The organism is Niabella aurantiaca DSM 17617 (assembly GCF_000374125.1).
GTDB classification, from domain to species: domain Bacteria; phylum Bacteroidota; class Bacteroidia; order Chitinophagales; family Chitinophagaceae; genus Niabella; species Niabella aurantiaca.
The window spans coordinates 87,338-113,947 of sequence record NZ_KB893645.1 but is presented as its reverse complement, the minus strand read 5'-3'; the positions used below and the strand labels follow the sequence as shown (position 1 = coordinate 113,947).

Annotated in this window: 27 protein-coding genes; 11 read left to right on the top strand and 16 right to left on the bottom strand. The window is 50.5% G+C overall.

The genetic code is table 11. The features are described 5' to 3' along the window. Positions 1 to 99 precede the first annotated feature (99 nt). The 4 genes from B160_RS0121605 to B160_RS0121590 form a co-directional block, all read right to left on the bottom strand. Positions 100 to 1,257: an Lnb N-terminal periplasmic domain-containing protein gene (locus B160_RS0121605; protein WP_018630030.1), complete on the bottom strand. Its 1,158-nt coding sequence runs from the start codon at positions 1,255 to 1,257 to the stop codon at positions 100 to 102. 13 nt (positions 1,258 to 1,270) lie between these two features. Next, on the bottom strand, positions 1,271 to 1,810 hold the full coding sequence (locus tag B160_RS0121600; RefSeq protein ID WP_018630029.1) for a YceI family protein: 540 nt from the start codon (positions 1,808 to 1,810) through the stop codon (positions 1,271 to 1,273). A gap of 21 nt (positions 1,811 to 1,831) precedes the next feature. Further along, complete coding sequence (locus tag B160_RS0121595; protein ID WP_018630028.1) at positions 1,832 to 2,194, bottom strand: CoA-binding protein; 363 nt, start codon at positions 2,192 to 2,194, stop codon at positions 1,832 to 1,834. An 83-nt stretch (positions 2,195 to 2,277) separates the two neighbouring features. Continuing rightward, the gene (locus B160_RS0121590) at positions 2,278 to 3,912 is read right to left on the bottom strand and encodes a pyruvate dehydrogenase complex dihydrolipoamide acetyltransferase (RefSeq protein ID WP_018630027.1); all 1,635 of its coding nucleotides are present in this window, start codon (positions 3,910 to 3,912) and stop codon (positions 2,278 to 2,280) included. A 208-nt stretch (positions 3,913 to 4,120) separates the two neighbouring features. Between B160_RS0121590 and B160_RS0121585 the strand changes: the two genes are divergently transcribed. Then, positions 4,121 to 4,768 (top strand): hypothetical protein, encoded by a 648-nt coding sequence (locus B160_RS0121585; RefSeq protein WP_157558173.1) that lies wholly within the window; start codon positions 4,121 to 4,123, stop codon positions 4,766 to 4,768. 68 nt (positions 4,769 to 4,836) lie between these two features. Here B160_RS0121585 and B160_RS0121580 read toward each other — a convergent pair whose 3' ends face one another. The 4 genes from B160_RS0121580 to B160_RS0121565 all read right to left on the bottom strand — a co-directional run bounded on the left by B160_RS0121580 (position 4,837) and on the right by B160_RS0121565 (position 7,545). After that, positions 4,837 to 5,142, bottom strand: a complete 306-nt coding sequence (locus B160_RS0121580) for a rhodanese-like domain-containing protein (protein ID WP_018630025.1) — start codon at positions 5,140 to 5,142, stop codon at positions 4,837 to 4,839. Between the two features lie 33 nt (positions 5,143 to 5,175). Next, positions 5,176 to 6,018: a PASTA domain-containing protein gene (locus B160_RS0121575; protein ID WP_018630024.1), complete on the bottom strand. Its 843-nt coding sequence runs from the start codon at positions 6,016 to 6,018 to the stop codon at positions 5,176 to 5,178. A gap of 128 nt (positions 6,019 to 6,146) precedes the next feature. Next, positions 6,147 to 7,130: a D-alanine--D-alanine ligase gene (locus tag B160_RS0121570; protein WP_018630023.1), complete on the bottom strand. Its 984-nt coding sequence runs from the start codon at positions 7,128 to 7,130 to the stop codon at positions 6,147 to 6,149. Between the two features lie 67 nt (positions 7,131 to 7,197). Further along, the gene (locus tag B160_RS0121565; protein WP_018630022.1) at positions 7,198 to 7,545 is read right to left on the bottom strand and encodes a 4Fe-4S dicluster domain-containing protein; all 348 of its coding nucleotides are present in this window, start codon (positions 7,543 to 7,545) and stop codon (positions 7,198 to 7,200) included. Positions 7,546 to 7,615: 70 nt separating this feature from the next. On the opposite strand from B160_RS0121565, the gene B160_RS0121560 reads away from it, so the two are divergent. From B160_RS0121560 to B160_RS0121545, 3 genes are all read left to right on the top strand, one after another. Further along, positions 7,616 to 8,629: a hypothetical protein gene (locus B160_RS0121560; protein WP_018630021.1), complete on the top strand. Its 1,014-nt coding sequence runs from the start codon at positions 7,616 to 7,618 to the stop codon at positions 8,627 to 8,629. 174 nt (positions 8,630 to 8,803) lie between these two features. Next, positions 8,804 to 10,369, top strand: a complete 1,566-nt coding sequence (locus tag B160_RS0121555; protein WP_040680310.1) for a trypsin-like peptidase domain-containing protein — start codon at positions 8,804 to 8,806, stop codon at positions 10,367 to 10,369. 326 nt (positions 10,370 to 10,695) lie between these two features. Next, positions 10,696 to 11,562: a universal stress protein gene (locus B160_RS0121545; protein ID WP_018630018.1), complete on the top strand. Its 867-nt coding sequence runs from the start codon at positions 10,696 to 10,698 to the stop codon at positions 11,560 to 11,562. Between the two features lie 180 nt (positions 11,563 to 11,742). Here B160_RS0121545 and B160_RS0121540 read toward each other — a convergent pair whose 3' ends face one another. The 5 genes from B160_RS0121540 to B160_RS0121520 form a co-directional block, all read right to left on the bottom strand. Further along, complete coding sequence (locus B160_RS0121540) at positions 11,743 to 12,390, bottom strand: alpha/beta fold hydrolase (RefSeq protein WP_018630017.1); 648 nt, start codon at positions 12,388 to 12,390, stop codon at positions 11,743 to 11,745. A gap of 157 nt (positions 12,391 to 12,547) precedes the next feature. Further along, complete coding sequence (locus tag B160_RS0121535; RefSeq protein ID WP_018630016.1) at positions 12,548 to 13,870, bottom strand: aspartate kinase; 1,323 nt, start codon at positions 13,868 to 13,870, stop codon at positions 12,548 to 12,550. A gap of 198 nt (positions 13,871 to 14,068) precedes the next feature. Further along, positions 14,069 to 15,148: an Ldh family oxidoreductase gene (locus tag B160_RS0121530; RefSeq protein WP_018630015.1), complete on the bottom strand. Its 1,080-nt coding sequence runs from the start codon at positions 15,146 to 15,148 to the stop codon at positions 14,069 to 14,071. A gap of 140 nt (positions 15,149 to 15,288) precedes the next feature. Next, a complete protein-coding gene (locus B160_RS0121525; protein ID WP_018630014.1) occupies positions 15,289 to 16,134 on the bottom strand; it encodes a hypothetical protein in 846 nt (281 codons plus the stop codon). A 70-nt stretch (positions 16,135 to 16,204) separates the two neighbouring features. Continuing rightward, positions 16,205 to 16,627 carry a single-stranded DNA-binding protein gene (locus B160_RS0121520; protein ID WP_018630013.1) on the bottom strand — a complete coding sequence of 141 codons (423 nt, stop codon included), beginning with the start codon at positions 16,625 to 16,627 and terminating at the stop codon, positions 16,205 to 16,207. A 212-nt stretch (positions 16,628 to 16,839) separates the two neighbouring features. Between B160_RS0121520 and mnmA the strand changes: the two genes are divergently transcribed. From mnmA to B160_RS0121485, 7 genes are all read left to right on the top strand, one after another. Then, positions 16,840 to 17,958: a tRNA 2-thiouridine(34) synthase MnmA gene (gene mnmA, locus B160_RS0121515; protein ID WP_018630012.1), complete on the top strand. Its 1,119-nt coding sequence runs from the start codon at positions 16,840 to 16,842 to the stop codon at positions 17,956 to 17,958. A gap of 22 nt (positions 17,959 to 17,980) precedes the next feature. Beyond that, positions 17,981 to 18,760, top strand: coding sequence for a hypothetical protein (locus B160_RS0121510; protein ID WP_018630011.1), 780 nt, complete (start codon positions 17,981 to 17,983; stop codon positions 18,758 to 18,760). A 73-nt stretch (positions 18,761 to 18,833) separates the two neighbouring features. After that, positions 18,834 to 19,166 carry a DMT family transporter gene (locus B160_RS0121505; protein WP_018630010.1) on the top strand — a complete coding sequence of 111 codons (333 nt, stop codon included), beginning with the start codon at positions 18,834 to 18,836 and terminating at the stop codon, positions 19,164 to 19,166. Positions 19,167 to 19,257: 91 nt separating this feature from the next. Continuing rightward, positions 19,258 to 19,674, top strand: a complete 417-nt coding sequence (locus B160_RS0121500; protein ID WP_018630009.1) for an NUDIX hydrolase — start codon at positions 19,258 to 19,260, stop codon at positions 19,672 to 19,674. A gap of 323 nt (positions 19,675 to 19,997) precedes the next feature. Next, entirely contained in the window at positions 19,998 to 21,071 is a 1,074-nt protein-coding gene (locus B160_RS0121495) for a glycoside hydrolase family 18 protein (protein ID WP_018630008.1), read from the top strand. A gap of 8 nt (positions 21,072 to 21,079) precedes the next feature. Beyond that, a complete protein-coding gene (locus B160_RS0121490) occupies positions 21,080 to 21,409 on the top strand; it encodes a hypothetical protein (RefSeq protein ID WP_018630007.1) in 330 nt (109 codons plus the stop codon). Between the two features lie 467 nt (positions 21,410 to 21,876). Next, the gene (locus B160_RS0121485) at positions 21,877 to 23,868 is read left to right on the top strand and encodes a M43 family zinc metalloprotease (protein WP_018630005.1); all 1,992 of its coding nucleotides are present in this window, start codon (positions 21,877 to 21,879) and stop codon (positions 23,866 to 23,868) included. Positions 23,869 to 24,285: 417 nt separating this feature from the next. Here the strand turns inward: B160_RS0121485 and B160_RS0121475 are convergent, their stop codons facing one another. The 3 genes from B160_RS0121475 to B160_RS0121465 all read right to left on the bottom strand — a co-directional run bounded on the left by B160_RS0121475 (position 24,286) and on the right by B160_RS0121465 (position 26,604). After that, positions 24,286 to 25,194 (bottom strand): helix-turn-helix domain-containing protein, encoded by a 909-nt coding sequence (locus tag B160_RS0121475; RefSeq protein ID WP_169540115.1) that lies wholly within the window; start codon positions 25,192 to 25,194, stop codon positions 24,286 to 24,288. 118 nt (positions 25,195 to 25,312) lie between these two features. Beyond that, positions 25,313 to 25,531, bottom strand: coding sequence for a hypothetical protein (locus B160_RS0121470; RefSeq protein ID WP_018630002.1), 219 nt, complete (start codon positions 25,529 to 25,531; stop codon positions 25,313 to 25,315). After that, positions 25,528 to 26,604, bottom strand: a complete 1,077-nt coding sequence (locus B160_RS0121465) for a hypothetical protein (protein WP_018630001.1) — start codon at positions 26,602 to 26,604, stop codon at positions 25,528 to 25,530. The genes B160_RS0121470 and B160_RS0121465 overlap by 4 nt, the downstream gene beginning before the upstream one ends. Positions 26,605 to 26,610 lie beyond the last annotated feature (6 nt).

Here is a 26,610-nt window from a genome sequence, read left to right as displayed (position 1 = left end):
AAGAGAGAGTTCCAGGTTTAATGTTCAAAGTTCCGTTTAGAACCAACTAAAACTTGAAACCTGAAATCTGAAACACCCCGGAATTGCCATCAACCGGTTTTATTTGGATATGCTGTCTTTTACATTATACCCATAAATAACCAGCAAAGCAGCCAGCAGTGGCGCTATTTCTTTCAGCGGCATTTGCTGAATGCCGCAAAAATGTACAACCAGAGCAGCGATAAGCGCGGCAATAGCCAAAATACTGCAGTACTTCCGCAACCGGTTATCCTTTATAAAAGCCATAAATACATTGAGCGGAAAGGCCCATAAGATATTCCAGTTGTAGGCGCAGGACTGGTGATTGGTGAACAGCCACATGAACAGCAGCTGCAATCCCAGCAACCCGGTAAGAAACAGGACCGCAACAGCCACGCTCTTCCTGTATTTTTGAAGCGCCGTAATAAGATGTACGGCAGCTACCAGCAACAGCAGGAGCAGCAGGATCCAAAAAGGCTGGTTGCTGGTGTTCCCCCGGAGATGCAGACCGCCTATAAAGATCTGCCTGCTGGTAACCAACGGTTTTCCATGATACCGGGCACCTTGCAGGCCGTTGTAAAGGTAATCCGGCAGGAACATAGAGGCCTGGTCATTCATGCGCGCATCTACCGGGTTGCCCAATATGATATCGATCCCCAGGCGCTGCCAGGGCTTGCCGGACAGGCGCCGGTCGATCGCCTCGCGGAAACGGAGCGGTTTTTCCTGAAGTGCCGCTCCAAACTGAAACGACCGCCCCAGCACCAGTGGAAAAACATCCCGTACTCTTGTGGCGCAATTGTCAAAAAGAAAATCGTACCGGTAGGCCCGGTTGGCCGGCAGCAGGTTATTTTCGAGAAAGGCCCGGATCTTTTCCCCGTCTTCATTTGACAGATGGAGCACCTGTTCCGTCACCGCCCTGCCCTCCTGCACATAATCATACAGGAAATCCCCGTAGGCTTCTTTTTCCAAAAAATACAATAGCTTTCCCAGAGTGAACTTCGAATAGAACTGCGGATCATTAAAATCAAAAGTGCCATAATTATACACTTCATCTGTCCCGCCGGTGCTATCGCTTATCCTGATGGCCGTATGCCCGAAGGAAGCGTAAAGTTCGCTGCCGGCCCCGCAGGTCAGCACGCTGATCCGCAACCTCTTTTCTGTGGTTCCCGCGCCGGTTTGCGCCCACAGGCCGGTAACGCCGGTGACCAGGAACAACCAGAACAGAACGATTCTTATCATAGAAACAGGCTGCCTACTTTTTAGCGAGCACAGAAAGCATAACGATCACTTTATCCGCCATTGTAATGCTGCTCCGGCCGATCTTATAATCCAGCCGGTTCAACGAAAAATTCGAGGTCAGCAGAAATCCGCCGTCAGCGGGCCGGGCAATAAAATCAAATCTGATCTCCCGGGAAATACCGTGCATGGTGAGCGTCGCTTCCGCATAATAAATATTCCCCTGCTTGGGTAGGATGCGGCTGGACCGGATCCGGATCTCGGGATATTGAGCCGCGTTAAAAAAATCGGGCCGCTTCAGGTGATTGTCCCGTTTACTGTTTTTGGTATCGATCGTATTTACATCCACCGTTACATCAAAATAACTTTTGCTCCAGTCGGCCGGGTTTATATGGATCACGCCCTCCAGCCCTTTAAAACTCCCTTCCACATCTGTGCCCATATTCTTGATCACGAATACTACTTTGCTCTCTGCCTCAACCGGTTTATAGGATTGGGCCTGCAACGTACTTTTCAGTACAATGGCTGCAATAAATAACAGCAAGATCTTTCTCATAGCTTCTTTTTGGGTTATCGTTTAAAATTGATTGGTAGCCAATAGTACCAGGGTACAGGCGGCAACCGGCTCTATTCCCTGTAGCCTTGCTTTTTGCGCCAATACCTCGTTTTCCGCGCCCGGGTTAAAAATAATGCGTTTAGGGTGTAATTTCAGGATATAATCTTCGTACTGCTGCTGATGTATGGGATTCAGGTACACTGTAACGGTGTCCACATCCTGTTCTTCCGGCTGCTCCTTTTGTATTGCCACATCATTGATCCGGCCTTCCCGCTTGCCAATGGCCACCACCTCATGTCCATGAGTCCGCAACCGCTTAATGGCCATATTGCTGTACCGGGCGGGATTTTCAGATGCTCCCAGCACCACTGTTTTTTTACTCATACATTTTTTCTTTCCGTATAATAGAACAGGCTGCTCCCAAAAAAGGTTGCAGCCTGTATGATTTATTTTCCGGTCACGCGGTTTTAAACCAGCATCCGGAGCGGTTCTTCCAGAAGTTGTTTAAGGGTTTGGAGAAATGCCGCGCCCGTTGCCCCGTCCACCACCCGGTGATCGCAGGTAAGGGTCACTTTCATAATATTACCAATCCCGACCTCACCGTTTTTGATAACCGGCACTTCGTTGATCGCACCCACTGCAAGGATACAGGAAGCCGGGGGGTTGATGATGGCCGTAAATTCCTCAATTCCAAACATTCCCAGGTTGGAGATCGTAAACGTGTTCCCCTCCCAGTCTGCCGGCTGCAGTTTCTTATTTTTCGCCCGCTGGGCAAAGTCTTTTACCTCTCCGGCGATCTGCGACAGGGATTTTGTATCCGCAAAACGCACTACCGGTACCAGCAATCCTTCCTCCACGGCCACCGCTACGCCAATGCTCACATGATGATTGACCCGGATCGTTTCGCCCATCCAGCTGCTGTTGATGGCCGGATGTTTCTTCAATGCCACGGCGCAGGCTTTCAGAACCATATCGTTATAAGAGATCTTGTTGGCCGAAATCTCATTCAGCTGGGCGCGGCTGGCGACCGCTTTGTCCATATTGATCTCCATAGTAAGGTAAAACTCCGGAGCCGAGAACTTTACTTCGGAAAGTCGGCGGCTGATGGTTTTACGCATTTGCGAAACGGGGACATCTTCAAAGCTTTCCTGACCGGCCGGTGCTGCAGGTGCTGCCGGGGCCGAAGCCGGGCTTTGCGCTGCCGCCGGCTGGTAATTATCAATATCCGATTTGGTGATCCGGCCATTATCGCCACTGCCTTTTACACGGCTCAGGTCTACCCCTTTTTCTGCGGCCAGCTTTTTTGCCAGCGGCGATGCCTTGATGCGGCCGTCGCCGGAAGCCGGAGCCGTTTCCGGGGCAGGTGCTGCCGGAGCGGATGCCGGAGCCTGTGGTTCGGGGGCAGCCTCGCCGCCCGTTGCTGCAACAGCACCTCCGCCTTTGACCGCGGCCACAATGGCGTCTACATCCACTTTTGCCGCATCACCGATGATGCACAGCAGGTCATTCACCTGTATCTTTTCTCCTTTTGCAGCCCCCTGGTAAAGCAAGGTGCCGTTCTTATAGCTTTCCAGCTCCATCGTGGCCTTATCGGTCTCAATCTCTGCCAGGAGATCGCCTTTTTTAACAGGATCGCCTACATTCTTTGCCCAGCTGGCAATAACGCCTTCTGTCATGGTATCGCTCAAACGGGGCATCAGCACCACTTCTTCCATTTTAGATACATCCACCGCCGGTGCCGCAGCAGCAGCCGGTTGGGCTTTGGGAGCTTCTTTCGGCGCCTCTTTAGGAGCCTCAGCTTCTGCAGGAGCAGCGCTTTTGGCAGCGCCGCCGCCATTGCCGATCAGTCCGGAAATATCCTCCCCTGCTTCACCCACGATCGCCAACAGGTCGTCTACCTGTAATTTACTACCCTTGGGGCCGCCCAAATGGAGAATCACCCCATCCTTATAGCTTTCCAGCTCCATCGTGGCTTTATCGGTCTCGATCTCTGCCAGCAGATCGCCTTTTTTAACAGGATCTCCTACTTTTTTATGCCAATCTGCGATAACTCCTTCTGTCATGGTATCACTCAAACGGGGCATTAATATCTTCTCGGCCATTACCTAATTTATTTTCGCCGAAATTAAGATAAAATGATGAATTTGCAGGAAAAGATCATGAGCTTTTCCTGTGCAGACGAGGCGGTTAATTGTAATTCCGGCAATTCATCCCCGCCCCTTCTCCCCGGGTTCCGAAGCCGGATATTCTATTTTTTCATACGCAACCATTTCACTAATTTGGCTCGTCTGTACAAAGTATTGAATGGAAATGAAAAAAACAGTTGTAACAGTATTGATGGGGTTGTTTTTGAGCACTGCCATCTGGGGCCAGAGAAAACTGACTGAAGCCACTATTTATTATGATATTGTCATCAATACCAATAATGACAAGCCCAGCAAGGCAAATATGCTGGATGGTGCCACCAGTGTTATTTATCTGAAAGGAAATGCCAGCCGGGCGGATATGATCAGCTCCCTGGGTACCGAATCGGTGATCATTGACGGCAAAACCGGGGGCGCTACCATTTTAAAGGATTATGGCGAAAAATACATGATGAAGCTTTCCGCAGCCGACTGGAAGAACCACAACAAAAAAAACGAGAACATTACTTATACCATTGAGAACGAGTTTAAAACCATTGCCAATTACAACTGTCAGAAGGCTATTGGCAAAATGACCGATGGTACTACGTTCACCGTTTACTTTACCAAAGAACTCATTCCGGTCAATACGGAGTTCCAGTATCTCAACAAGAACCTGCCGGGGCTGGTAATGGAATATGGCGCATCCGATGGAAAAACAAAGGTCACCTATACCGTTTCCAGTATCGATTTCGGGGCCGTTCCCTTATCAAAATTCGACCTCCCGGAATCGGGGTACCGGATCATTCCTTATAAAGAGAAAAGCAAAAAGTGAGCATAACGCAAACAAAAAAGTGCCTTCCGGCACTTTTTTAATTTCAGGTCCAACGGTCACCGGTTGTATCATTCAAACGCCTCCTGCCAGGCCATCACGCCGCCTTCCACATTCACCGTATTTTGAAAACCCATGGCATCGAGCAGCAAACAAGCGGTAGCGCTCCGTTTTCCGCTGCGGCAATGAAGGATCACTTCTTCTTCTTTTAAAGATTCCAGCTCCTCAACCTCCATATTCTGAATTTTTCCCAGCGGGACCAGCTTACCGCCAATATTGTATTCGTCATACTCAGCCGGCTCTCTTACATCAATCAGGTTGATCTTTTCGCCGCTGTCGATCCTTTTTTTCAGATCCTGAACAGTAATGGTATTCATATTTATGTATATTTTAAACAATGATCAAAACAGCTACTCCGCCGGCGTATCAGGAGATTCCTGCTGCAGCGAATCGGGCAGGGTACCGCTGCCCGTTGAATCCACCACCGGCCGTTCCAGGCTCAGCCATACATCCACGATCTGTCCGGGGCGTATGGACCGGGCATTTCCTTCCGCGTCAAAACGGTCCGGGTTCTGGCGGTACACAAAGGCACTGGCCGTATCCGCAACCCCCGCTTCAGGGATAACGGACCCCACCCCGAGGCCCTTGCCCTCCAGAAGCGCTTTTGCCTCTGCATACGTAAGCCCCACAAGCCTGGGAACCAGGAAGGAAGTTCCCAGCCCGCTTCCGATGATCAGGTCAATACGGGCGCCCTGTCTTATTTTAGCACCGGGCTGGATGGCTACCCCATTATACAATTGCTCCAGTACGGTATTCTTGGCAAAATCCGGCTTAAAAGTGGTATCGCCCAGCTTCAGGCCCATATTCGTCAACGTAAACTCGGCGCTCCGTAAACTGTACCCGATGATATTGGGCATTTCAATTAACGGCGGCGCGGCACGGTTGATGGTCAGGTACACGGTTCGGTTAGACTTTACCACCTCGTACTCGTCCGGCACCTGCCGCACCACCTGCAGGGGCTTCAGCGTGTCGTTAAAGATACTGTCCTGCACCACTACTTCAAAGCCGGCATCGGTCAGGATCTTTTCCGCCTGCGCCAGGGTTTTGCCCAACAGCGGCGGCACCGTCTGCGCATCGTTGTGATGTGTCAGCCATCCCAGCGAGAGGATCACCATTGAAAAAACGGCTAAGGCCAGGATGATCCCGGCCAGTATATTTACCCAAAGCGGTCTTCTTGTTATAAAACGAAACATGCGTTGATTATTCTCGGTAAATATAGCATAATTCAGCTATCAGCTGTCAGCTTTTAGCAATTTGAAAATGTGCAAATGTGCAAATCAGGCATAAAACCGGAGCCCATGCACACCCGGAGCAGGAAACCTTAAAAACACTCGTCAACCAGAAGGCTATAAAAATCGGTCAGCTTTTCCCCGGCCGCAGCTACCTGCTGGGGTACGATGCTGGCGGCGCTTTGCCCGGGTATCGTGTTCACTTCCAGCATATACGGACGGTCTTCCTGTTCATTATAAATAAAATCGATCCGGATCACACCGCGGCAATTGAATACTTCATAGACCTTTGTTGCCGCTGTCCTTATTTTTTCTGCAATGGATTCCGCTACCACGGCGGGTGTAACTTCCGTAGATTTCCCTTCATACTTTGCTTCAAAGTCAAAAAAGGCTTTGCTGTCGTGTGCCTTCACTTCGGTCAGCGGCAATACATGGATCGCTCCGTTTGCCTTATACACACCAACGGTAAACTCGCGCCCGGTGATCATTTCTTCCACCAGTACCTGGTTGTCCTCTTTAAACGCTTTTTCTATTGCAGCATCCAGTTCGTCCGCTTCCCCTACCTTGCTCATGCCGATGCTGGACCCGCCGTTATTCGGCTTTACGAACAGGGGCAATTGCAGCTGCTGCAGGATCGTTGCCGCTGCTACGGGTGTATGCGCAAACAGGTGCCGGGAGTTGGCTACTCCGATGCCTGCCATCCTGGCTACCGCAACGGCATATCTTTTATTAAAGGTAATGGCGGAGCTGGCCGCATCACAGCCGGTATAGGGGATCCCCAGCATATCAAAATAGCCCTGGAGCTTCCCGTCTTCCCCCGGAGTGCCGTGCATACCGATCAGCGCCGCATCAAAATTGATCTTTTGCCCGTCTGCAACAATTGAAAAATCGTCCTTGTTTACAGCCGTTTTGTTGCCGGCACTATTGGTATAAAACCACCCTTCGGGATTGATGTCGATAACATACACATTGTACTTTTCCCGGTCCAGGTTCTTTTCGATAGTAGCAGCGCTCTTATAAGAAATCACCGATTCTCCCGAAAGTCCTCCTGTTACTAACGCGATCGTTTTCTTCATATTTCCAGTTAAAGACCAGACAACGCTGCCATGAACCGCATCCCTGTTGATCCGCTCTTGTTGACGTTTATAAATGTAATTTCTCTTTTTTGGCGAGCAATTCTTCTACGGTTTCCTGGTACATTTCATCCGGTACGCAGCAGTCAACCGGACAAACCGATGCACATTGGGGCTCTTCATGAAAACCCTGGCATTCGGTACATTTATCGGGCACAATATAGTAGGTATCATCACTGATGGGCGCATTTTTAAAGTGGGCGTCTACCACATTGCCGTTAAACAGCTTAAACTCTCCTGCAACCGTATTTCCGTCTGAAATGGTCCACTCCACGCCTCCTTCATAAATGGCATTATTGGGACATTCCGGCTCACAGGCTCCACAGTTAATACACTCTTCGGTTATTTTTATTGCCATGTCGAATAATTATTATTTGATTGAACGTATGCTGTAATCTATTTATTTTGTACAAAATTAATCATTGAAGATGACATTATCGCAACGCATCCGTTTATTGACCAAATTGGGCGCTTATATGCAGGCAGACAGTCCCGGCTGGCTGGCAGCGAAAGAACAGGCATTCCGCAACAACGGGTGGTTCTTACCGGAATTCATCGACCGGTCGGTGCACAATATCGTTACTGCATTCTTACAGGAGCCCCTGTTAAAAACATGGGCCGGCTCCTATGCGCTTCCGGAAGCAGGCAATCCGGCTCCAAAACTGGTGGGCGTTGTTATGGCCGGAAACATTCCGTTGGTGGGGTTTCACGACCTGCTCTGCGTTTTTATCAGCGGGCATCGATGTCTTATCAAAGCCTCTTCAAAAGATGAAGCCCTCATCCGGCATCTGGTAACCCAAATGACAGCCTGGGAGCCAGAAGTGGCAGAATGGATCCGTTTCTCTACCCTGCTGAAAGGCTGCGATGCTTATATTGCCACCGGCAGCGATAACACTGCCGGTTATTTTGATTATTACTTTGCCCCGTACCCGCACCTCATCCGCCGCAACCGGACCTCCGTTGCGCTGCTGACCGGGAAGGAAACAGAAACGGAACTGGCGGCGCTGGCAGACGATGTGCATCTGTACTTTGGAATGGGATGCCGCAACGTGACCAAGATCTTTGTGCCGGAGCAGTATTCTTTTGAGCCCCTGCTGCAGGCCTTCCGGAAATACGACTACCTGGCGGATGTACATAAATACAAGAACAACTATGACTATAACCTGGCCCTGTGCCTGCTCAACAACCGGTTTTATATGAGCACGGCCGCCTTGTTGCTTGTAGAAGAGCAGGCCCTGTTTTCGCCGGTAAGCCAGCTGAACTACGGTTTTTATGGAAACAAAGCCAACCTGGTGGGCGAGCTGGTCAACAATCCGTCCGTGCAATGTATGATCGGCCACGATTGCATTCCCTTCGGACAGGCACAGTCGCCGGCAATAGACCAGTATGCCGATGGCGAGGATACGCTCGCCTTTTTAAACTCCCTGAACCCCGCGGTCTGAAAGGGCCTACTGGTCAGGATCTTCGAACTCCGGACGCCCCGGACCGAAGTACGAAGACTTTAGTAAAACTTTGTTAAACTGACGCCCTGCTCTTTCAAATGTCCTGTACAGTTCGTTATTTTGCAGGAGCAAGGCATAATTTTTGAAAACGAAACTTTTAAATTGAATCGTAAAATGAAATTGAAACAAATTCTTTTAGTGGTTGTGATCAGTGTGCTGTCTGCATTCGCAGGCATTTTCCTTTACGGAAAATTTGCACGCAGTGGCGCCAGCACCGTGGGCGTGCCTGTAGATGGAAAATTGCCCGCAAACTATGCCAGTTTCTTTGACAGCAAAGGCAATGCTGCCGAGCCTACTGATTTTACCAAAGCATCCGAATCGGCGATTCCTGCGGTCGTGCACATCAAAACAAAAATACCCGCTAAAAAATTGGATAACGGGCTGCCCAACCGGGGCAGAACCGGTGATCCTTTTGACGACTTCTTTGGCGATATGTTTGGCCTGGGCCCGCAGATCCGCCCGGAGCAGCGTGCCTCCGGCAGCGGGGTGATCATCAGCCAGGACGGCTATATCGTTACCAACAACCACGTTGTTTCTGACGGCGGGGATGGTGTTGCTGCAGAAATAAAAGTGACCCTGAATGAAGGGCGCAAAACGTATAATGCAAAGGTGATCGGACGTGATCCCAGTACGGATATCGCTGTTTTAAAAGTTGAAGCCAACAATCTGCCGTATATGATCTATGGCAATTCGGACGATGTAAAGCTGGGGCAATGGGTACTGGCAGTTGGTTATCCCTTTAACCTGGAAGCTACCGTTACTGCGGGGATCATCAGCGCCAAAGGCCGCAGCATCGGCATCAACGGGCAGCAGAGCATGTCGCCTGTAGAGTCTTTCATCCAGACCGATGCGGCCGTGAACCAGGGAAACAGCGGGGGCGCATTGATCAATACCAGCGGACAGCTGGTGGGGATCAACTCTGCCATCCTGGCCCCAAGCGGTACCTATGCAGGCTACTCTTTTGCCATACCCGTTAATATTGTAAAAAAAGTGGTCAACGACATCATCAAGTATGGTGATGTAAAACGCGGTTACCTGGGCATCAGCTATTTTGACGAACAAAAAACTCCCGGTGAAAACGAACGCCGCCTGAAACAGGCCGGCCTGCAGCACGGAGACGGAGTATATGTACTGGAAGCCCCCGGCGACGGAGGTGCTTCAAAAGCGGGGATCAAACGGGGCGATATCATTACCAAAATAAACGGTACGGCTGTTTCTTCCGGCCTGCAAATGTCGGGCATCATTGCCAGCGCACAACCGGGAGATAAGGTAAAACTTTCCTACCTGAGAGGTGGTAAAGAAACCACCACAGATGTAACCCTCTCCGGAAAGCCCAGTGCAAGCAGGCTCACCAATGCCGACCAGATCGCCGATCAGTTAGGCGTGGAGCTGGCGAACGTTGACACAAAAAGAGCGGAGCAGCTGCGCATACATGGCGGCGGCGTTGAGATCAAGAACATACGCCCCAATGGCCTGCTGAGCAAAAGCCGGATCGATAAGGGATTCATCATTACCGCTGCCAACGGCCAGCGTGTTAAATCGATCGACGAGCTTGCAAAAGTATTAAGCAGCAGCCGGAGCAGCAGAATCGAACTGGAAGGCATTTACCCGGGTTACAGCGGTCTGTACTCCTACCAGATCAACCTGGATGGTGACGACGGCGATCCCGGCTCCTTCTAAGAAATATCCGGATCTTACACCAGAAAGAGGCTGTTCCTGAAAATAGGAACAGCCTCTTTTTATTTTCTCATACCGATGACAACAGCGGCTTACGGCTTATTCCGTTGTCCGCGTGATCCTGCGGCATCCGTAAAAAATAATACCGGATGTTTATTGATCATTTGTTATGCCCCCGCAGACGGGATGCACCATCTTTTTTGTATATTTATATACGGGAACTACCGCGCTCCGTATGTATTTCCCGGCCATGAAAGTACGGTCCTGCTGCCCGGCAGTGATAAACCGGTTGCAGGACGTACAGCAGTTGCAGGTATAAAAACATAAAAATGAAAAAGATCCTCGCTCTAACCGATTTTTCCGAACAGGCAGCGCACGCCATTGACTACGCACTGGGTCTTGCTGCATTTTGGCAAACAGAAGAATTGGCTTTGCTGCATGTTTATGAGCCGCCTGTTCTTTTTCAGGCGGACCCTTCCGGTGGCATCAACCCCGAAGGCACACCCGGCCTTATCAATTATACGCTCATGGAGGCGCAGTCTGCCGAAATAGCCAAACACGCGGAACAAAAAATAAATGTGCTCCGGGAGCAGCTTGCGGCCGCTCATCCGTCCATCCGCATCACTACCCGGGTTACGGAAGGCCTGCTGGGAGATGTGGTAAATGAGGATACCGAAAAGGGCGCCCCCAACCTTATCATCATGGGCATCACCGAAAAATCGGGACTGGAAAAGATCCTCATCGGCAGCAATGCGATCAAGGCCATTGAAAGCCTGTACCATCCGCTGCTGATCGTTCCGGGCAAGCCGGCAGGCGCCGTCCCGGGCAAAATAGCATTGGCATCTGATCTTGAAATGCTGAACGAAACCGGCATCCGCCAACTGGAAGCGTTTATGGACGGGCTGCCGGTTAAAGAGCTTCAGCTGGTAACGGTGAACAAGAACCCAGCCGACCCCATCAACCAGGAAAAAATAAGCGCCATCAAGGCACAGCTGCACCACCTGAACCCCGTGGTACATTTCCTGCAGGCGCCGCATATAGAAACGGGACTGGAAACATTTGTAACGCAGCAGCATATTTCGCTCCTGGTATTCATTCACCACGATCGAAGCTTCTTTGGACAACTCTTTCACAAAAGTGTAAGCAAACAGATCGCCTGGAACACCACCATCCCCGTATTGCGCCTGAAAGGATGATGCGCCTGCCTGTTGCTACGCATATTCCTTGTGGTTCAATGAACCGCAACGCACTCAAGGTCATCCAAAGGAGGTTCTAAAAAAGACGCAGAACAAAAAGATGGTTTGAACAGCCGCTGCTTCGCTGCTCCCCTGTATTGCCGCGTGAAATGAAACCGAAAAGAACGCGAGGGGCCATCATCAAAACAGCACCTGCCGGATGATCGCGCCGATCTCATCTGCGCGGTTCCATACCATCATATGCGTTCCACCTTTAATGACAAAATCTGCGTGGATATATTTTATCGGAAAAATACGGTCGTGATCGCCATGGATATGGACAACATTCTTAAAGCCATTTGTATGCCGCCAGTTGAGTATTTTATCAAAGGACCAGTTTACATAATTAAGTGTTGCCGTGCGGCGGTAGGCGTTTGCAAACTCCCGCTCTTCCTCGGTATAGGCGCCCAGCTTCCGGTTTGCAATTTTGTACGCCACCGCACTTTGCTGTATCTGTTTTACAGGAACGATACGGTTTAAACGGAGCAGGCCGGCAAGCCGCATTGAAAGCGGCATTTCGGACCTGTTTTTAATGCTCGAAATCAGGATGATCTGTTTTATCTTCCGGAACCCTGCAATTTCCAGGGCGATCATACCGCCGAACGAGATGCCTACCAGAACGGCATTGTCTTCTTTGATCCCTTCGGCCATGCGCCGCGCATAGGCATTGAACGATTCGCCCGGTTCCGGATCCAGCCAGTTCAGAAAACAAAGACGGGTACCATTTACAGACAGGTTGCCATAGATGCGCTCATCAACCCCAAAGCCTGGTATGCAATACAGATTCAATGGTTTTCAGTTATCTACCACCAGCTTTTAGCTTTCAGATCTCAGCTATCAGCTATCAGATTCGAGATTTGAGAATCGAGACATCGCATCGGGTATAAAACCGGCTCTGACCTGAGACCTTAAACCTCAAACCGGAAACCAATTCTACCCATCTCCTCTAATCCAGTCCAAACATTCCCTTATTCAGCTGTTTCAGCAGGTGCACTTTTTCATCGGCGCCTACCAGCAGGGATATATTGTGCTGGCTTCCGCCGTAAGACACCATGCGGATGGGAACATTCCGGATGGAACCGAATAATTTCTTGATGATCTCTTCTGTTTCATTGATCCGGTAACCAACCACCGATACAATGGTCTGGTCCTTATCTACGCTTACAGCGCCCAATACTTCCAGCTCTTTAACGATCTGTCCCAGGTGATCCGCATTATCCACCGTCAGCGAAACAGCCACTTCTGAGGTGGTGATCATATCGATGGAGGTTTTGTATTTTTCAAATACTTCAAACACCTTTCTCAAAAATCCGTAAGCCAGCAGCATCCGGCTGCTTTTGATACGGATGGCATAAATATTGTCTTTTGCGGCAACGGCCTTTACCCCTGTACCGGAAGGATCCTGGGTAATAAGGGTACCTTTGGCTTCGGGATCCATTGTATTGAGCAGCTTCACCGGTATTTTATACTGCTGTGCCGGCCAAATGGAAGCCGGATGCAGGATCTTGGCGCCAAAATATGCCAGCTCCGCTGCTTCCTCAAAGCTCAGCTGTTCCACCGGCCGCGTTGTGCCTACCATCCGCGGGTCATTGTTATGCATGCCATCAATATCCGTCCATATTTCGCAAACAGAAGCGCTGATCGCGGCGGCAATCAGGGAAGCAGAATAATCGCTGCCGCCCCTCTTCAGATTGTCCACTTCCCCCCGTGCATTGCGGCAGATATATCCCTGCGTTACCAGCACTTTTTTATCTGCATGCTGACCCAGCAGCTGTGTTAGTTTAATACGGATGCTCCCGATCTGCGGTTCCTCATTTTCGTCGATGCTCATAAACTCAAGCGCCGGCAGCAAGGTATAGGATTCATCCTGCTCCTCCAGGTAGGTGGAGAAGATCTTTGTGGAAAGCAATTCGCCCTGTGCAAGGATGTCTTTGCTCAATGCCTCGCTGAAGGATATTTTCAGGATGATGTTCAGGAATTCAAAATGTTCATCAATAATGGCCTGGGCTTTTGCCAGTGCCGCTTCTTTTGTAAAAAGTTCTTTTATGAATTTGTTGTAATGTTCCTGCAGGTTATTAATGGATTGCTGGGCCGTATGCCGGTCGCCCCGTGCAATGGAATTTCCGATCTCCACCAGTGCGTTGGTGGTTCCGGAAAGTGCGGAAAGCACGACTATTGATGGTTCCTGTTCTTTCTGCAAAAGCGATGCAATATGTTTCATCCGTTCTGGTTTACCAACACTGGTACCTCCAAATTTCATTACCTTCATGGCTCTTCTTGTTTATTTCTTTTTACGATTTAGTTCTTGTTACCGGCAATCGGGTATCTGCCTGATCTTTTTTTACGCCGGGCCCTTACAGCTCCGGCGGCGACGCAATCACATACCGGGTTTATTCCCTTTCCCCTGCCTCATTGTTTTAACCCGGTCGCGAATTTCGCAAAAAATCACCAGTAAACAGCATCCTTTTTAAAATACCACACCCAACCGTTCTCCCAGGGCTTTCAGATCTGCAGCTACTGCCGGCAGCAACGGAATGCCGTGCACCCGTCGCACTGCTTCCGTTTCCCGTTCGGGATCGCCGGGGACCAGCACTTTGTGCTGCCCCTTTACCGGGGTAGCATTGCGGAACCCGCCGATCCAGTCGTCCATATCCCGTTTATACGCTTCTACCGGCCGGAATGCATCTACCCGCATGGCGCCAAAAAAATGGCCGATGCCTTTTCCGGGCTGCCGGTCGGGCATGGGCACGTAGGCCGGAAAAGGTGGCACCCAGGGAGCATAGTTGGCCCCGCTTAAAAGTGCCGAAAAAATATCCACTACGGCGCCCAATGCATATCCCTTATGGCTGCCGTGCTCCCGGTCGCCGCCCAACGGCAACAGGGCGCCTCCTTTTTTCAGGACCCCCGCGTCTGTAGAGTCCAGCCCCGCGGCATCCTGCACCCACCCCAGCGGGGCCGCTTCATTCTTGCGCTGCAATATTTCGAGCTTCCCGTTGGCCGCTGTTGTCGTTGCAAGGTCCGCCACGAATGCCGGTTCAGTACCGGCAGGTGCCGCTACACAGATTGGATTGGTGCCCAGCATTTTTGACGTGGAAAAAGTAGGCGCTACCAGCGGACTGGCATTGGTCATCGAAATTCCGATCATATCATGCTCCAGCGCCTTCATGGCGTGGGCCGCCGCGATCCCGTAATGATTGCTGTGCTGCACACTTACCCAACCGGTGCCTACATTGCGGGCCTTTTCAATTGCCAGCGCCATGGCATAAGGCGCCACTACCAGGCCCAGCCCGCTATCCCCATCCACCACCGCCGTGGAAGGCGTTTCATGAATGACCCTTACCTGCGGGGTGGCATTGACGCGTTTTGCCTCCCAAAGCCGTACATAACCCGTCAGGCGGGCCACCCCGTGCGAATCCACGCCCCGCAGATCCGCGGACAGCAATACTTCCGCCGCACTGGCAGCATCTGTATCCGGACAACCTATCTTTTTAAAAATCTGAATGGTAAAATCAAGTAATTGCTGATAAGCATATGTTGTATCCTGCATGTCTACAAAGTAACAATAAAGCCTTAAATTATTGTATAAATGTTTGTACCGGATCCGGAAGACCCAAGGTTCCGGCAGATGCCTGCATGCGTTTTGTTCGTGTGGCAGCAGTTACCCGGGCTCCGGAAAAGTCAACCCCATCAGTGCACATTCAATTCGATCACTGCTGCAAGATCCTTCATAAATGCAGCATAGGCCAGCATATAATTTTTTATACGGGGGTAAGGACGCACGTTGAAGTTTTCTTTCAGCAGCTCATACGCCTTCCGGGCATCTCCGCTGTTATAAAACAGCGCCGCAAACGGCGAGGCCGGATCGAAGGCTTTCATCCCCATTCCGCCATTATAGTAGGAAAAGGGTAAGTGAAATTTCCTTGTATTGAAATAGTCGCTGTTAGAGCTGTTCAATACCTCCAGGTACAGCGCATCGTAACGCAGCAGGCTGACCACCCTGGAGGCGATCTGCGCGCGCGTTTCGGCTTGCCGGGGTGGCTGCCGCCATTGATTCAGCAGCGGATGGCTCAGGTCTTTTCCTTCATGCTTACCTGCATCCACCCGGTAGCAGGCCAGCAATGCATCGGTATGCGCCTTCTTCTGATCGATCCTCAGTGAAAGAGCCAGGGTGCTGTCCGAAAGGACGGCGATCTCAAACACTTCTCCTCCTGCTAACCCGATCATATCCGGCGGCAGCAATTGCCAGGCCTGTTGCTGCAGCCTTCCCGTACTGTCTTCGGTAATGAACCGGCGGGGCGCAATGGTTACGGCGGTCAGCTCAAGACGGTCCTTCAGCCGGTTAAGTGTATCCTGCAGCGGCTCCAGCTGTGCTTCGCCTGCCTTCCGGGTGCCTACCTTATAGATCAGCCAGCTTCCCTGCAATTTCTTTTCTATCTGTTTGGGCGAAAGGGACCTGACGTCCCGGGAAGAATTCACCACCGGACCACAGCTGGCCAGGGTGCATAAAAGTATCAGGCAAAAAACAGGGCGCATTCGATTTTGGTCGACCGGGTTTAAAAAAGGCCCCATACACTGGGGCCGGTTCTTACTGTGTTTTAAAAATTTAGAAAGGAAGATCATCCGCAGCGTCATCATTGCCCGCACCCGATGGGGTGGTAGTGGCAGCGCCGGCACCATAACCGCTGTTGGCTACCGGAGCACCGCCTTCTCCGCGCCCTCCGAGCAGCTGTACCTCTCTGACCCTTAGCGACAACACCGCGCCATTGGTTCCGTCTGTACGCGTAAAGCTTCTTACCTCCGGTGTTCCTTCTGCGTACACCTGTTTTCCCTTTGTAAGGTATTGGGATATTGCAGTACGGTCTGTCCACCAGGCACAATCCACCCAGGTCGTTTTTTCCTGGTTATTGCCCTGGGCATCCCGAAATCGTTCCGTATGGGCTACTGTAAAATTGATAACGCTTTTCCCATTCACATTATTTACCACACAATCCCTGCCCAGGTTCCCGATAATCTGCATCTTTAACATAGTGCTCAAATTTTGATTTATAAAAATAATTTAGCAAGATAATATTTTCGTGCAGAACCACCTAAAATTTTACGCAACCGTGATAATCTTCAGAACCTATGATTTACAGCACTTTACCCTCTTTTACAGGGAAGAAAGAAAAGGACAGGCCCGGGCCCGCCGCGCGGGCTCCCCAATTCTGAAATCTTCGTTTATCTTTGCAAACTATTATTATGAGCAAGAAAGGAAAAGTTTTAGTGGCGATGAGTGGCGGCATCGACAGCACAGTGGCAGCACTCATGCTGAACGATCAGGGTTACGAGGTGATCGGCATTACCATGAAAACATGGGATTATACCGGCAGCGGCGGTGGTAAAAAAGAAACCGGCTGCTGTAATGTGGACAGTTTTAACGACGCCCGGATGGCAGCGGTTCAGCATGGGTTCCCGCATTTTATCCTGGATATCCGCGAAGAATTCGGCGATTTTGTGGTCAACGATTTTGTGGAGGAATACCTGGCAGGGCGTACCCCTAACCCCTGTGTATTGTGCAATACGCATATCAAGTGGCGGGCGCTGCTGAAAAGAGCAGATGCCCTGGGATGTGATTTTATTGCTACGGGGCATTATGCCAAAGTGCGCCGGCACGACAATGACCGCTTTGTGATCAGCAAAGCAGTGGATCATACCAAAGATCAAAGCTATGTGCTGTGGGGCGTAGACCAGGAGCTGCTGGCACGTACCATTTTGCCGCTGGGCGGCTACCATAAAACGGAGATCCGGCAAATGGCCATGGACTACGGGTACCCGGAACTGGCAAAAAAGAGCGAAAGCTATGAGATCTGCTTTGTGCCGGACAACGATTACCGCGGCTTTTTAAAAAGAAGAGTGGAAGGTTTGGAGGAGCGCGTAAATGGCGGTAATTTCATTGACAAAAACGGAAAAGTGCTGGGCAAGCACAAAGGGTATCCCTTTTATACGATCGGGCAGCGGAAAGGCCTGGATATTGCGCTGGGCAAACCTGTATTTGTAACAGAGATCGACCCGGACAGCAATACCGTTGTTTTAGGTGATGAGGATGAACTGGAAAAAAATGAGATGCTGGTGACCCGGATCAATTATATCAAGTACGATACCATTACACCCGGAATGGAAGCAGTTACCAAGATCCGTTATAAAGACAGCGGAACCCTGTCGAACCTGTATATGGAGGACAACGATATAAAAGTTTCTTTCTACCAGAACGCCAAGGGGATCGCTCCGGGTCAGAGTGCCGTATTCTATGAGGGCGACGATGTGATCGGTGGAGGCATTATCCGTTCCGGAAGAAAGTTTGCGTTACCCCTTATTTGAAATACTACAATCCAACTACGCAATGAGTAAATTGTTTGATCCCCTGCGCCTGCTGCTGGCTGCTCTGCTGCTCTTTTCCTGCGGGGAAAAAAAAGCAGATTTCATTCCTGCCTCCCAGGTAAAGGATTATTTTCCGTTGCAGGTGGGCAAATTCATTACCTACCGCATCGATTCCACCGTTTTTGTAAGGAGCGGAAGCGAAGTTGAAGTGCACCAATACGAGGTAAAGCACAGCATTACCGGTACCACCACCGATAACGAGGGCCGCCCGACCTATATCGTACAACGCAGCATCCGCAACGCCAACGGCAGCTGGGCAGACAATGGCCGGTATTACATCACGCCTTCCGATAACAATGTAGAAGTGATTGAGAACAACCTCCGGGTTGTTAAAATTGCCGGCCCGATGCTGCAGGACTATGAATGGAAAGGGAACCAATACCTGGTAGGACCGGACAGCCTGTCCAATGCCTCCCCCTACAGCGACCTGTACGATACACAGGCCGATGACAACATGAACAAATGGGTATTCAAATATACGCAGTTCGGGAACGAGACCATCGAAGCCCAGCAATATTCCGATGTATGGACCATTGAACAATCAAACGATGTGCTCAACATGCCACCCACGGGATCCAGCTATGCCTCCATGGCGGTATCCTCTGAAAAATATGCCAAAAATATCGGGATGGTCTACCGCAATTACCAGATATACGATTTTCAACCGGGGCATGTTGACAACGGGTACCAGCCTACCTATGCCGGCTTTGGCATCCGGATGTGGATGATCGATCACAATTAGACGGCAAAGGGCCTGGTAAAGCCCCGCAAGCCGGATGCAGCGCCCCGGGGGTTCGTTATGCAAATAGTATGCAATGAAAAATTATATTTTCCTGTTCCTCGCCATCATCTTTGAAACCATTGCCACTTCCATGTTGAAGACATCCGAACAATTTACCAAACTGATCCCCAGCATCGTTACCATTGCCTGTTATGCCGGCGCCTTCTACTTCCTCAGCCTTACATTAAAAACAATACCCGTTGGCATTGCATACGCCATATGGTCGGCCGTCGGCATCGTTCTGATCACTCTTGTTGGGATGCTGGTATTTAAGCAGGTACCTGATCTCCCGGCCATTATCGGTATGCTCCTGATCATCGCCGGGGTAGTGGTCATCAATGTTTTTTCAAAAACCGCGGGGCGGTAACCCGCCGGGGCGCAACAGATCCCCACATCATTTACCGGATGCCTTTCCTGGGCCGGCATCCCCTATTTTTGAACAAATCACAACAAAACAGATGCATACAACGCAATTAGCAACAGCAGGCATGGTAGTGCTGAAGGCGAACAAGGTGCTCCTGGCCTACAGTAAAAATAAAAAAGCCTGGTACCTGCCCGGAGGCAAAATCGAGGAAGGGGAAACAGCCATCCATTCCCTGCAAAGAGAGATCCGGGAAGAACTGAACCTGGACATTAACATAGAAGCGCTGACATACTTTGGTCATATTACGGCACCGGCCTACGGAGAAGCCCCGCAGGTGATCATGGAACAGGAATGCTTTCTTTACCACATTGCAGAACCTGTACGACCCGGAAACGAGATCGGGGCTATTGCCTATTTTGATGAGGAAACCTATAAAAAGGAGCCGGCACAGGTTCCGGGCGTTCTCCAATTATTTGAGCGACTGAGAACCCGTTTAAAAACAAGCCGCTAATAAAAAGGCTCTGTCATTATCCGGCCGGCCGCATCCTGGTGAGGATGGAGGATGCAGCACTTCCCGTATCATCCTCCACTATCTGCTTCTTAACGGGTTTCGAAGGCAAAACATCCGGCAGATATATGGCTCAAAGGTCCCTTTTCGGGCCGGCAAGGCGATAAGGCGTTATCGATTGGTACGTAAATCCCCCTTGCTTTCCCGTCCTGACTGATGATGGATTCACTGTTTTTGAGGCGATGCCGCTGCCTGCCTGTTTTGAAGATTGCATGCATCTGATACCGGCAGTTATCGTTAAATTACATTGAAAAAAGACCCCCGATTTGAAACAAAAGCTTCTCCTGCTGCTTTTTCTCCTGGTAGTGACCCGGCTTAGTGCCCAACGCGAGGGCGACAAAGTGGTGGCTTATTATTCCGGCGACAGTGCCACGCTGCTTCAATATGACTTCCGTAAGATCACGCACCTGGTCTATGGTTTTGCGCACCTGGATGCAATGGGCCATCTGGCTATATCCCGGGCAAAAGACACAGCCGTCTTAAAAGCATTTGAGGTCGTAAAAAAAAGAAACCCTCATATCCGCACCCTGATCGCCCTCGGGGGCTGGGGAGGCTGCAAGCCCTGCTCCGGCACCTTTAGTCATGCCGACAGTACGGAACTGTTTGCATCCTCGGTAAATACGTTCCTGCATACCTTCCGGCTCGATGGCATCGACCTGGATTGGGAGTACCCGGCATTGCCCGGTGTACCGGGTCATCCCTTTGCGCCGGCAGACCGGCCCAATTTTACCCGGCTGATCCTAAGCCTCCGCAAAAAGCTGGGGAACCGGAAGCTGATCACCTTTGCCGCCGGGGGCTTCCGGAAGTACCTGGAGCAGTCCGTAGAATGGTCGCAGATCGAAAAAGCCGTCGATTTTGTCAACCTCATGACCTATGATCTCGTACACGGGTATTCGGAAAAGACAGGGCATCAGTCGGCGCTTTACTCCGCGTTGCCCGAAGCCGAGTCCGTTGACAGATGCATTCAATTTTTCAGGAGTATACATTTCCCGCTGCAAAAGGTTGTCATAGGCGTTCCGTTCTATGTAAGGGCCTTCCAGGTGAACAGCACCTTCAATAACGGCCTTTTTCAACCGGCCCGGTTCCTTTACATGAGAGGCTACCGGCGCAATCTTGATTCGTTGACCGTGGCAAACGGGTTTACCCGCTACTGGGACGACCGGGCAAAAGCGCCCTATTGGTTCCATCCGGTACGCAGGATCTTTGTTACGGGTGATGATCCGCAGTCGCTCCGGCATAAGATGGCTTATATCCGGCAAAACAAGCTGGGAGGCATTATGTTCTGGGAGTTGTTCTACGACAGTTTCAAAAACGGATTGCTGGACCAGCTGCATTTTTAGAAAGCAGCGTGAAACCGTTTTTTGTAAAAAGTATTCGTATTAGCCGCAGCGCGGCGGAAATCTTTTTGGAGCAGCCTTATATTACCGGCAGGCTGCTCGTCCGAACGGATCAGGGGCGAACACCTCCGTTTAATCCTGTGTTCCCTGCTGATAAGAAGCTGTTTAAAAACGATCCGGGAGCATCCGTATCGTCACAAAAAGGGTACGGGTTTTTTATCGCTGCTACTTGGGGCTTTGCTGTAGCCGCCATCTGTAAAAAGCGGGGTTCAACGACCATTTTAGCAAAAGAGGCATGGCCTCGAAAGATCCGGCAAGAACGGGTTTCAATCCGTTTATAAGTCCAAAAGAACAACAGAGCGCCATAGGCTCGGGGCATGATGAGCCGTGCCTATGGCACTTATGAAATTACAGCTTCTAAGAGCACAGCTGTGCTGCAGCTTTTGCCGCTGACCATTAAATTCTTAAAATTAACCTGACGCATATGCGGGCCCTCGGGACGGCATGGCAAACATAGGAGACAACCAGTATCCCTCTTTCAACTCCGGAATTTATTCCGGAAACAGGACCCGCTGATAGGAGACGGAGTGCCATTGGCACGGTAGATTTCGGGGAAAGGGATCCGAGCCGTAAGCTTCGCTTTTCGCTCAAGTAGACTGCTATGGTAAGGACCCGGACCGGGTAGCCGGTACGCGTTTCTTCAGCAATAAAAATGTTATGCGCCCGTTGATTTACATAAATAAAATATAATTATCTTTAGTACTGTAATACAGCCCTTTAACAAAAGCCCTATTCAAATAATTGTATTATGAGCCCTAAACGATCGCTTCTGCTGGTGTTCCTGATCCTGTCTGGCACCCTATCCCACGCACAAACAGCCATCTGTGGTTTTGATGGCATCCATCAGCGTTTAAAAAAAGACGCTGTCTATGCAGCAAAAGCGGAGCTCGCAGAAAGCAAGATCCGGCAAAAAGCAACCGAATTAGCTACATTTCGCAAGTCAATGCACAACATGAGCGTGCAGTCGGGGTCCTTTTACGAGATACCGGTAGTGGTGCATATCATTCACCGGACGGGAGATGCCAACCCCGGCTCCGCATCAAATCCGACCGACGCGCAGATACAGGCCGCCATCGACCGGTTAAATGCCAATTTTGCAGCCGCGCCGGGGTCCGGCAATGTGGGCGCCGGAACGCCTATCAGGTTTGCCCTGGCAAAAAGAAATCCGGATTGTGGCAGTACCACCGGCATTGAACGGTTTAACGGAGGCACCGTCAGCGGTTATGATACCTACGGCGTTTCTTACCCCGGATCCGGGGTCTCCGGGGCTCCCGAAAATTCCATCAAAAGCCTGAGCACCTGGCCGGAAAAGCAATACTATAATATTTGGGTGGTATGGAAGATTAACGCCGTTACGCCCGGCTCCAGCTTTATTGCCGGGTACTCCAGCTTACCTTATATCGGAAACGACTATCATATCTATCCTGCAGAAGGCATGGTTATCCTGAGTCAGCAAATGAACGGTACGACGCCTACCCTCACGCATGAAATGGGCCATGCTTTTGGGCTGTTCCATACTTTTGAAGGCAGCGATGAAACGGACTGTCCTGCAAACGCAGACTGCAGCCTGGATGGAGACAGGGTTTGCGATACCGACCCCGTAAAGCACCTGCAGGGCCCCTGCCCCAACCCCGCCGACATCAACGCCTGCACCAGTGCTCCCTATGAAGCCATTCAAAAAAACATTATGGGCTACGGGTCCTGCCTTGACCGGTTTACCCCGGGGCAGAGCGACCGGATGACGGCCACACTCCTGGCAATAAGAGGCGGGCTGCTTACTTCGCAGGCTACCGTTCCGCTGCCGGCGCAACCGGTTAAGCCCTCCAGCCAGGTACCGGCGGGCATTGCAAAATCGGGGAACACCAGCAATGTAGGGCCTTGCAATATAACCCTGGGCAATCTGTCCTATACCTCATATGGGTATAACCTGGACGGCTACAAATCCTATTCAGACAACAGCTGCAATATCGGAACCGCACTCTATGTAGCTTCAGACCAGGTCCTCAATGTTACCACCCAAACCAACCGCCAGGTCTGCAAAGCATGGATCGACTTTAATAATGACGGGCGGCTCAGTGATGACGAGCAGGTACTGGACAGCCAGTCTGATATTGCAGCCTACACACACTCGGCAACCCTTCCGGTGGAAAAGCTCAATCTTGCTGTCAAAAACACGCCCTTACGGATGCGGATCATGGCCGATATGCTTATTGATCCCGATTTTACTGCCGGCAGCCAGCTGCTGTTTGGACAAACAGAAGATTTCTGGGTAAGCATTGACCAGGCCTTATCCGTAGTTATGGAAGCCGTAAGCGCATCAATGAAAAATAACCTGTTGAAAGTCCAATGGCGTACCACCTCTGAAACCAACAGCGATCATTTTCTCATTGAAGCCTCCGCCGACAACCAAAACTTTATACCGGTTACCCAGGTGGAGAGCAAGGCCGAAAACGGCTTCTCCCACAGCCCGTTGCAATACAGCATTTCATTTGATGGCAACGGCAAACTGGCGGCAGGACTGGGATTGATCGCCTTCCTCCTTTCCCTGCGACCCCGTCGCAACAGTAAAAAATGGCGATTCGCCCTCTCTGCATTGACCGTTTGTTTATTCATAACCTGTAATAAACAAACGGTAACGGAAGCGGGGAAAGACGACCAGATCCGGTATATCCGCATCACTCAGGTCGATAAAAACGGGGAAAAACAGTACACTAAGGTTGTAAAGATCGTAACCGAATAGCAGTGAGCCAGCCTTCCAGCCCGGGCTTTCTCAACGTCTTATCCTGAACAGATGGGGGCTGATGTGCATCCGGCCGGTTGCAGGCGGTATAAAGGAGCGGCGGATCATTCAAAAGATCTTGTTGCTGCTGGTGTTTGCAACGTACTTTGTGGTTAACGCGGGCCACGGGCCGATACCCATAACAAAGAAGCTGCGCCCATCAGCGGCGCAGCAGCAGTTAGTGATAATTGCCCCATTCTAAATTGAGGTTCCGTCAACTATAGTTTGAGCTCCTGTCTTCCTTTAGTTACCTGGAAAATAAAATACCGGTTTTGTAAACAGAGCGCCTTTTTGCAGCTGCAAAGTTAAACGCCCATTCCAATGTTCCTTACTATTTAAGCCCAAGTTTGTCCTGATTTATAAATCAGGACAAACTTGCTATAAGGAGCTGCGATATTGGGCCGGGCTGGTACCCGTTATCTTTTTAAAGGCACTGTAAAAGGCGCTGCGCGATGCAAAGCCACAACTTTTGGCCAATGCTTCAATCGTATAATGGTGCATGGCCTCTTTGGCAACCATTTGTTGCTGTATGTGAAGGACCCGCTGCCGGTTAATAAAATCAACAAAACTAAGCCCGTAAATATTATTGAACAACGCCGATAGCTGGTGCGGGCTTACCGACAATTTCCGGGCTACCTGTACCAGGGTCAGGCCGGCTTCTTTAAATGCGCCCTGCTTTATAATATAATTTTCGATCTCATTGCACCACCGTTCGGTTTCCTGGTCTTTTTGAAGCGACAGGCGGTGCTGCTTTTGCACTCTTAACAACGAAGCAGGCTTCATGTTCAGCATCGATGCTACCAGATGCAAGGGCAGCCGCTCCATATAGCCCGGCTTGGTTTTAATAAAATAGAGGTAGCGTTCCTTAACATTGCCGACCCTGACGATATGAGCCCGCTCCTGCGCATCGCGGTAGTATTGCTCCACCATTACACGAAAGATAAAATTCATATCAAAATATTTCAGAAAAAGTGCCTGCAGGTCCTCATTGTGCATGGCCAGTAATTCCGAATCCTCCACGGCGATAATGGCTTCCTGCGAGGGTGTTACCCCGTGCAGGCCGGAAATAGAACTCACAAATTCATTATCGATGGAAATATAGGTGACTATATTTTTTTTCTTATGGGTCGTTTGTCCCATCAGGGCACCCCGCTTAATAAAATATATGTACCGGCAGCATTCGCCTTCCCGCAGCAGTATGGTTCCTTTTTTTATTTTTAGCCCTACTGCTTTTTTTAAGAGGGCAGCGCTCAGTTCGCTACTTATGGGATAAATCGTCCCCAACATGCCTAAAAGGTAATCAACGTCTGGTTTGGCGGCTTTCTTATAATGCATCGTATGATCGAAAAGGAGCTGCAAATATAACCCAACACCCCCGGCCGGGGAGGATTTTATTATCCCCATCTCATTCCTCCACCGCACGGACCACCTTCGATACCTGCTCCGTACCGTTTTTATCCACCTGCACGATCCGTACGAACAGCTTACCGCCTTCCATACTTTTGAAAATATCCCTCTTGCTGCAGGAGAAGGCCAGCACGCTCATTGCAACTGCGGCTATTGCAAGAACGGATCCTGATCCCCATTGGTCTGTTACGCCCACAAAGGGTGTGCGGCCTGTCATCCCGATTTTGAAAATAAATAGACCGCAATGATGATCACCAGCACAATGATAACAGCCGTTGCAATTTTTGATACCGACAATGGTTTGGTGCCGCTGATGGCGCCCGTTTGCCCGTTGATGATGAACTGGTAGGTCTTTCCTTTGAACAGGTACCGGCACAGCCAGACGGGGAGGATGATCTGTTTAAATGTTTCCCCGGAATAGTCCGTTTGCACCTGCAGGTCGCGGTAAGTATCTTCTGCCAGCCGGGAGATGGCCTCCGCTTCTATTTTTCCGTCCATGATCGTTCGCGCCAGCCGGTAGGTTTCCGACAGGTCCTTATCATAAGCCCGGGCGTTCCAGCCCAGCAGGTACTCATCATCAAATACCACCACATCATTCAGGAGATAAGGGTACACATCATTGATCCGGTCCTGCGGCACGGACTTGTTGCCACAGACCAGCACATCATCAAAAAAGCGTTCAAAAGATCCTGAACGCCAGGTCCAGTCCGTATGCCTTACCTGCTCCGTAACCTCCTGCCCGCTGGCATTCCGCCGGCGCACCGTTTCATAATAATACCGTCCGGAGTAACCGGCCCAGTGATTCTCCGTTTGGCAATCAAAGGTCCAGAAAGGCACATAATGCCCTTCCAGCTTATCGGCCAGCGAAAGCTTTTTCAGATCACCGTCGTTCCAGAACCCTTTACCGATCCATTGTGTGAACCGGTCCAGCGCATCCTGTTTGGATATCTTAAAAGGAATGATACCGGCGGGGCTGATACTTCGGGTAGCATAGGCGGCCGGATTGAGCACGTTGTTCCCGCAGCTGCGGCATTCAAAAAAAGCCACATCTCCGGGCTCCTGTGTTTCCTGCCCGCATTTACTGCAACGGTACACCACAACCCGGACCGGTGCTATGGGGATCGTTTCCGCATCCTTAAAAATGCCGATATTTTTTTCTTCTATGACCTCCGTGCTTGGCCGGATGGCAAATACCGCCCCGCAGTGAAGGCATTTTAAACTCCTTTTTTCCGCATCATAATTCAGCTCTGATCCGCAGTTGGGACAGGGATATTCTTGAAACGCCTGCATAAAATT

What these genes read in the sequence shown, in the direction of transcription:
- B160_RS0121470 (WP_018630002.1), bottom strand. Translation starts at nt 25,531, where the DNA reads ATGACAGGCCGCACACCCTTTGTGGGCGTAACAGACCAATGGGGATCA.
- B160_RS0121565 (WP_018630022.1), bottom strand. Translation starts at nt 7,545, where the DNA reads ATGGCAATAAAAATAACCGAAGAGTGTATTAACTGTGGAGCCTGTGAG.
- mnmA (WP_018630012.1), top strand. Translation starts at nt 16,840, where the DNA reads ATGAGCAAGAAAGGAAAAGTTTTAGTGGCGATGAGTGGCGGCATCGAC.
- B160_RS0121525 (WP_018630014.1), bottom strand. Translation starts at nt 16,134, where the DNA reads ATGCGCCCTGTTTTTTGCCTGATACTTTTATGCACCCTGGCCAGCTGT.
- B160_RS0121575 (WP_018630024.1), bottom strand. Translation starts at nt 6,018, where the DNA reads ATGTTTCGTTTTATAACAAGAAGACCGCTTTGGGTAAATATACTGGCC.
- B160_RS0121485 (WP_018630005.1), top strand. Translation starts at nt 21,877, where the DNA reads ATGAGCCCTAAACGATCGCTTCTGCTGGTGTTCCTGATCCTGTCTGGC.
- B160_RS0121585 (WP_157558173.1), top strand. Translation starts at nt 4,121, where the DNA reads ATGAAAAAAACAGTTGTAACAGTATTGATGGGGTTGTTTTTGAGCACT.
- B160_RS0121530 (WP_018630015.1), bottom strand. Translation starts at nt 15,148, where the DNA reads ATGCAGGATACAACATATGCTTATCAGCAATTACTTGATTTTACCATT.
- B160_RS0121560 (WP_018630021.1), top strand. Translation starts at nt 7,616, where the DNA reads ATGACATTATCGCAACGCATCCGTTTATTGACCAAATTGGGCGCTTAT.
- B160_RS0121605 (WP_018630030.1), bottom strand. Translation starts at nt 1,257, where the DNA reads ATGATAAGAATCGTTCTGTTCTGGTTGTTCCTGGTCACCGGCGTTACC.
- B160_RS0121570 (WP_018630023.1), bottom strand. Translation starts at nt 7,130, where the DNA reads ATGAAGAAAACGATCGCGTTAGTAACAGGAGGACTTTCGGGAGAATCG.
- B160_RS0121595 (WP_018630028.1), bottom strand. Translation starts at nt 2,194, where the DNA reads ATGAGTAAAAAAACAGTGGTGCTGGGAGCATCTGAAAATCCCGCCCGG.
- B160_RS0121505 (WP_018630010.1), top strand. Translation starts at nt 18,834, where the DNA reads ATGAAAAATTATATTTTCCTGTTCCTCGCCATCATCTTTGAAACCATT.
- B160_RS0121580 (WP_018630025.1), bottom strand. Translation starts at nt 5,142, where the DNA reads ATGAATACCATTACTGTTCAGGATCTGAAAAAAAGGATCGACAGCGGC.
- B160_RS0121555 (WP_040680310.1), top strand. Translation starts at nt 8,804, where the DNA reads ATGAAATTGAAACAAATTCTTTTAGTGGTTGTGATCAGTGTGCTGTCT.
- B160_RS0121475 (WP_169540115.1), bottom strand. Translation starts at nt 25,194, where the DNA reads ATGTTGGGGACGATTTATCCCATAAGTAGCGAACTGAGCGCTGCCCTC.
- B160_RS0121590 (WP_018630027.1), bottom strand. Translation starts at nt 3,912, where the DNA reads ATGGCCGAGAAGATATTAATGCCCCGTTTGAGTGATACCATGACAGAA.
- B160_RS0121535 (WP_018630016.1), bottom strand. Translation starts at nt 13,870, where the DNA reads ATGAAGGTAATGAAATTTGGAGGTACCAGTGTTGGTAAACCAGAACGG.
- B160_RS0121600 (WP_018630029.1), bottom strand. Translation starts at nt 1,810, where the DNA reads ATGAGAAAGATCTTGCTGTTATTTATTGCAGCCATTGTACTGAAAAGT.
- B160_RS0121500 (WP_018630009.1), top strand. Translation starts at nt 19,258, where the DNA reads ATGCATACAACGCAATTAGCAACAGCAGGCATGGTAGTGCTGAAGGCG.
- B160_RS0121520 (WP_018630013.1), bottom strand. Translation starts at nt 16,627, where the DNA reads ATGTTAAAGATGCAGATTATCGGGAACCTGGGCAGGGATTGTGTGGTA.
- B160_RS0121465 (WP_018630001.1), bottom strand. Translation starts at nt 26,604, where the DNA reads ATGCAGGCGTTTCAAGAATATCCCTGTCCCAACTGCGGATCAGAGCTG.
- B160_RS0121510 (WP_018630011.1), top strand. Translation starts at nt 17,981, where the DNA reads ATGAGTAAATTGTTTGATCCCCTGCGCCTGCTGCTGGCTGCTCTGCTG.
- B160_RS0121545 (WP_018630018.1), top strand. Translation starts at nt 10,696, where the DNA reads ATGAAAAAGATCCTCGCTCTAACCGATTTTTCCGAACAGGCAGCGCAC.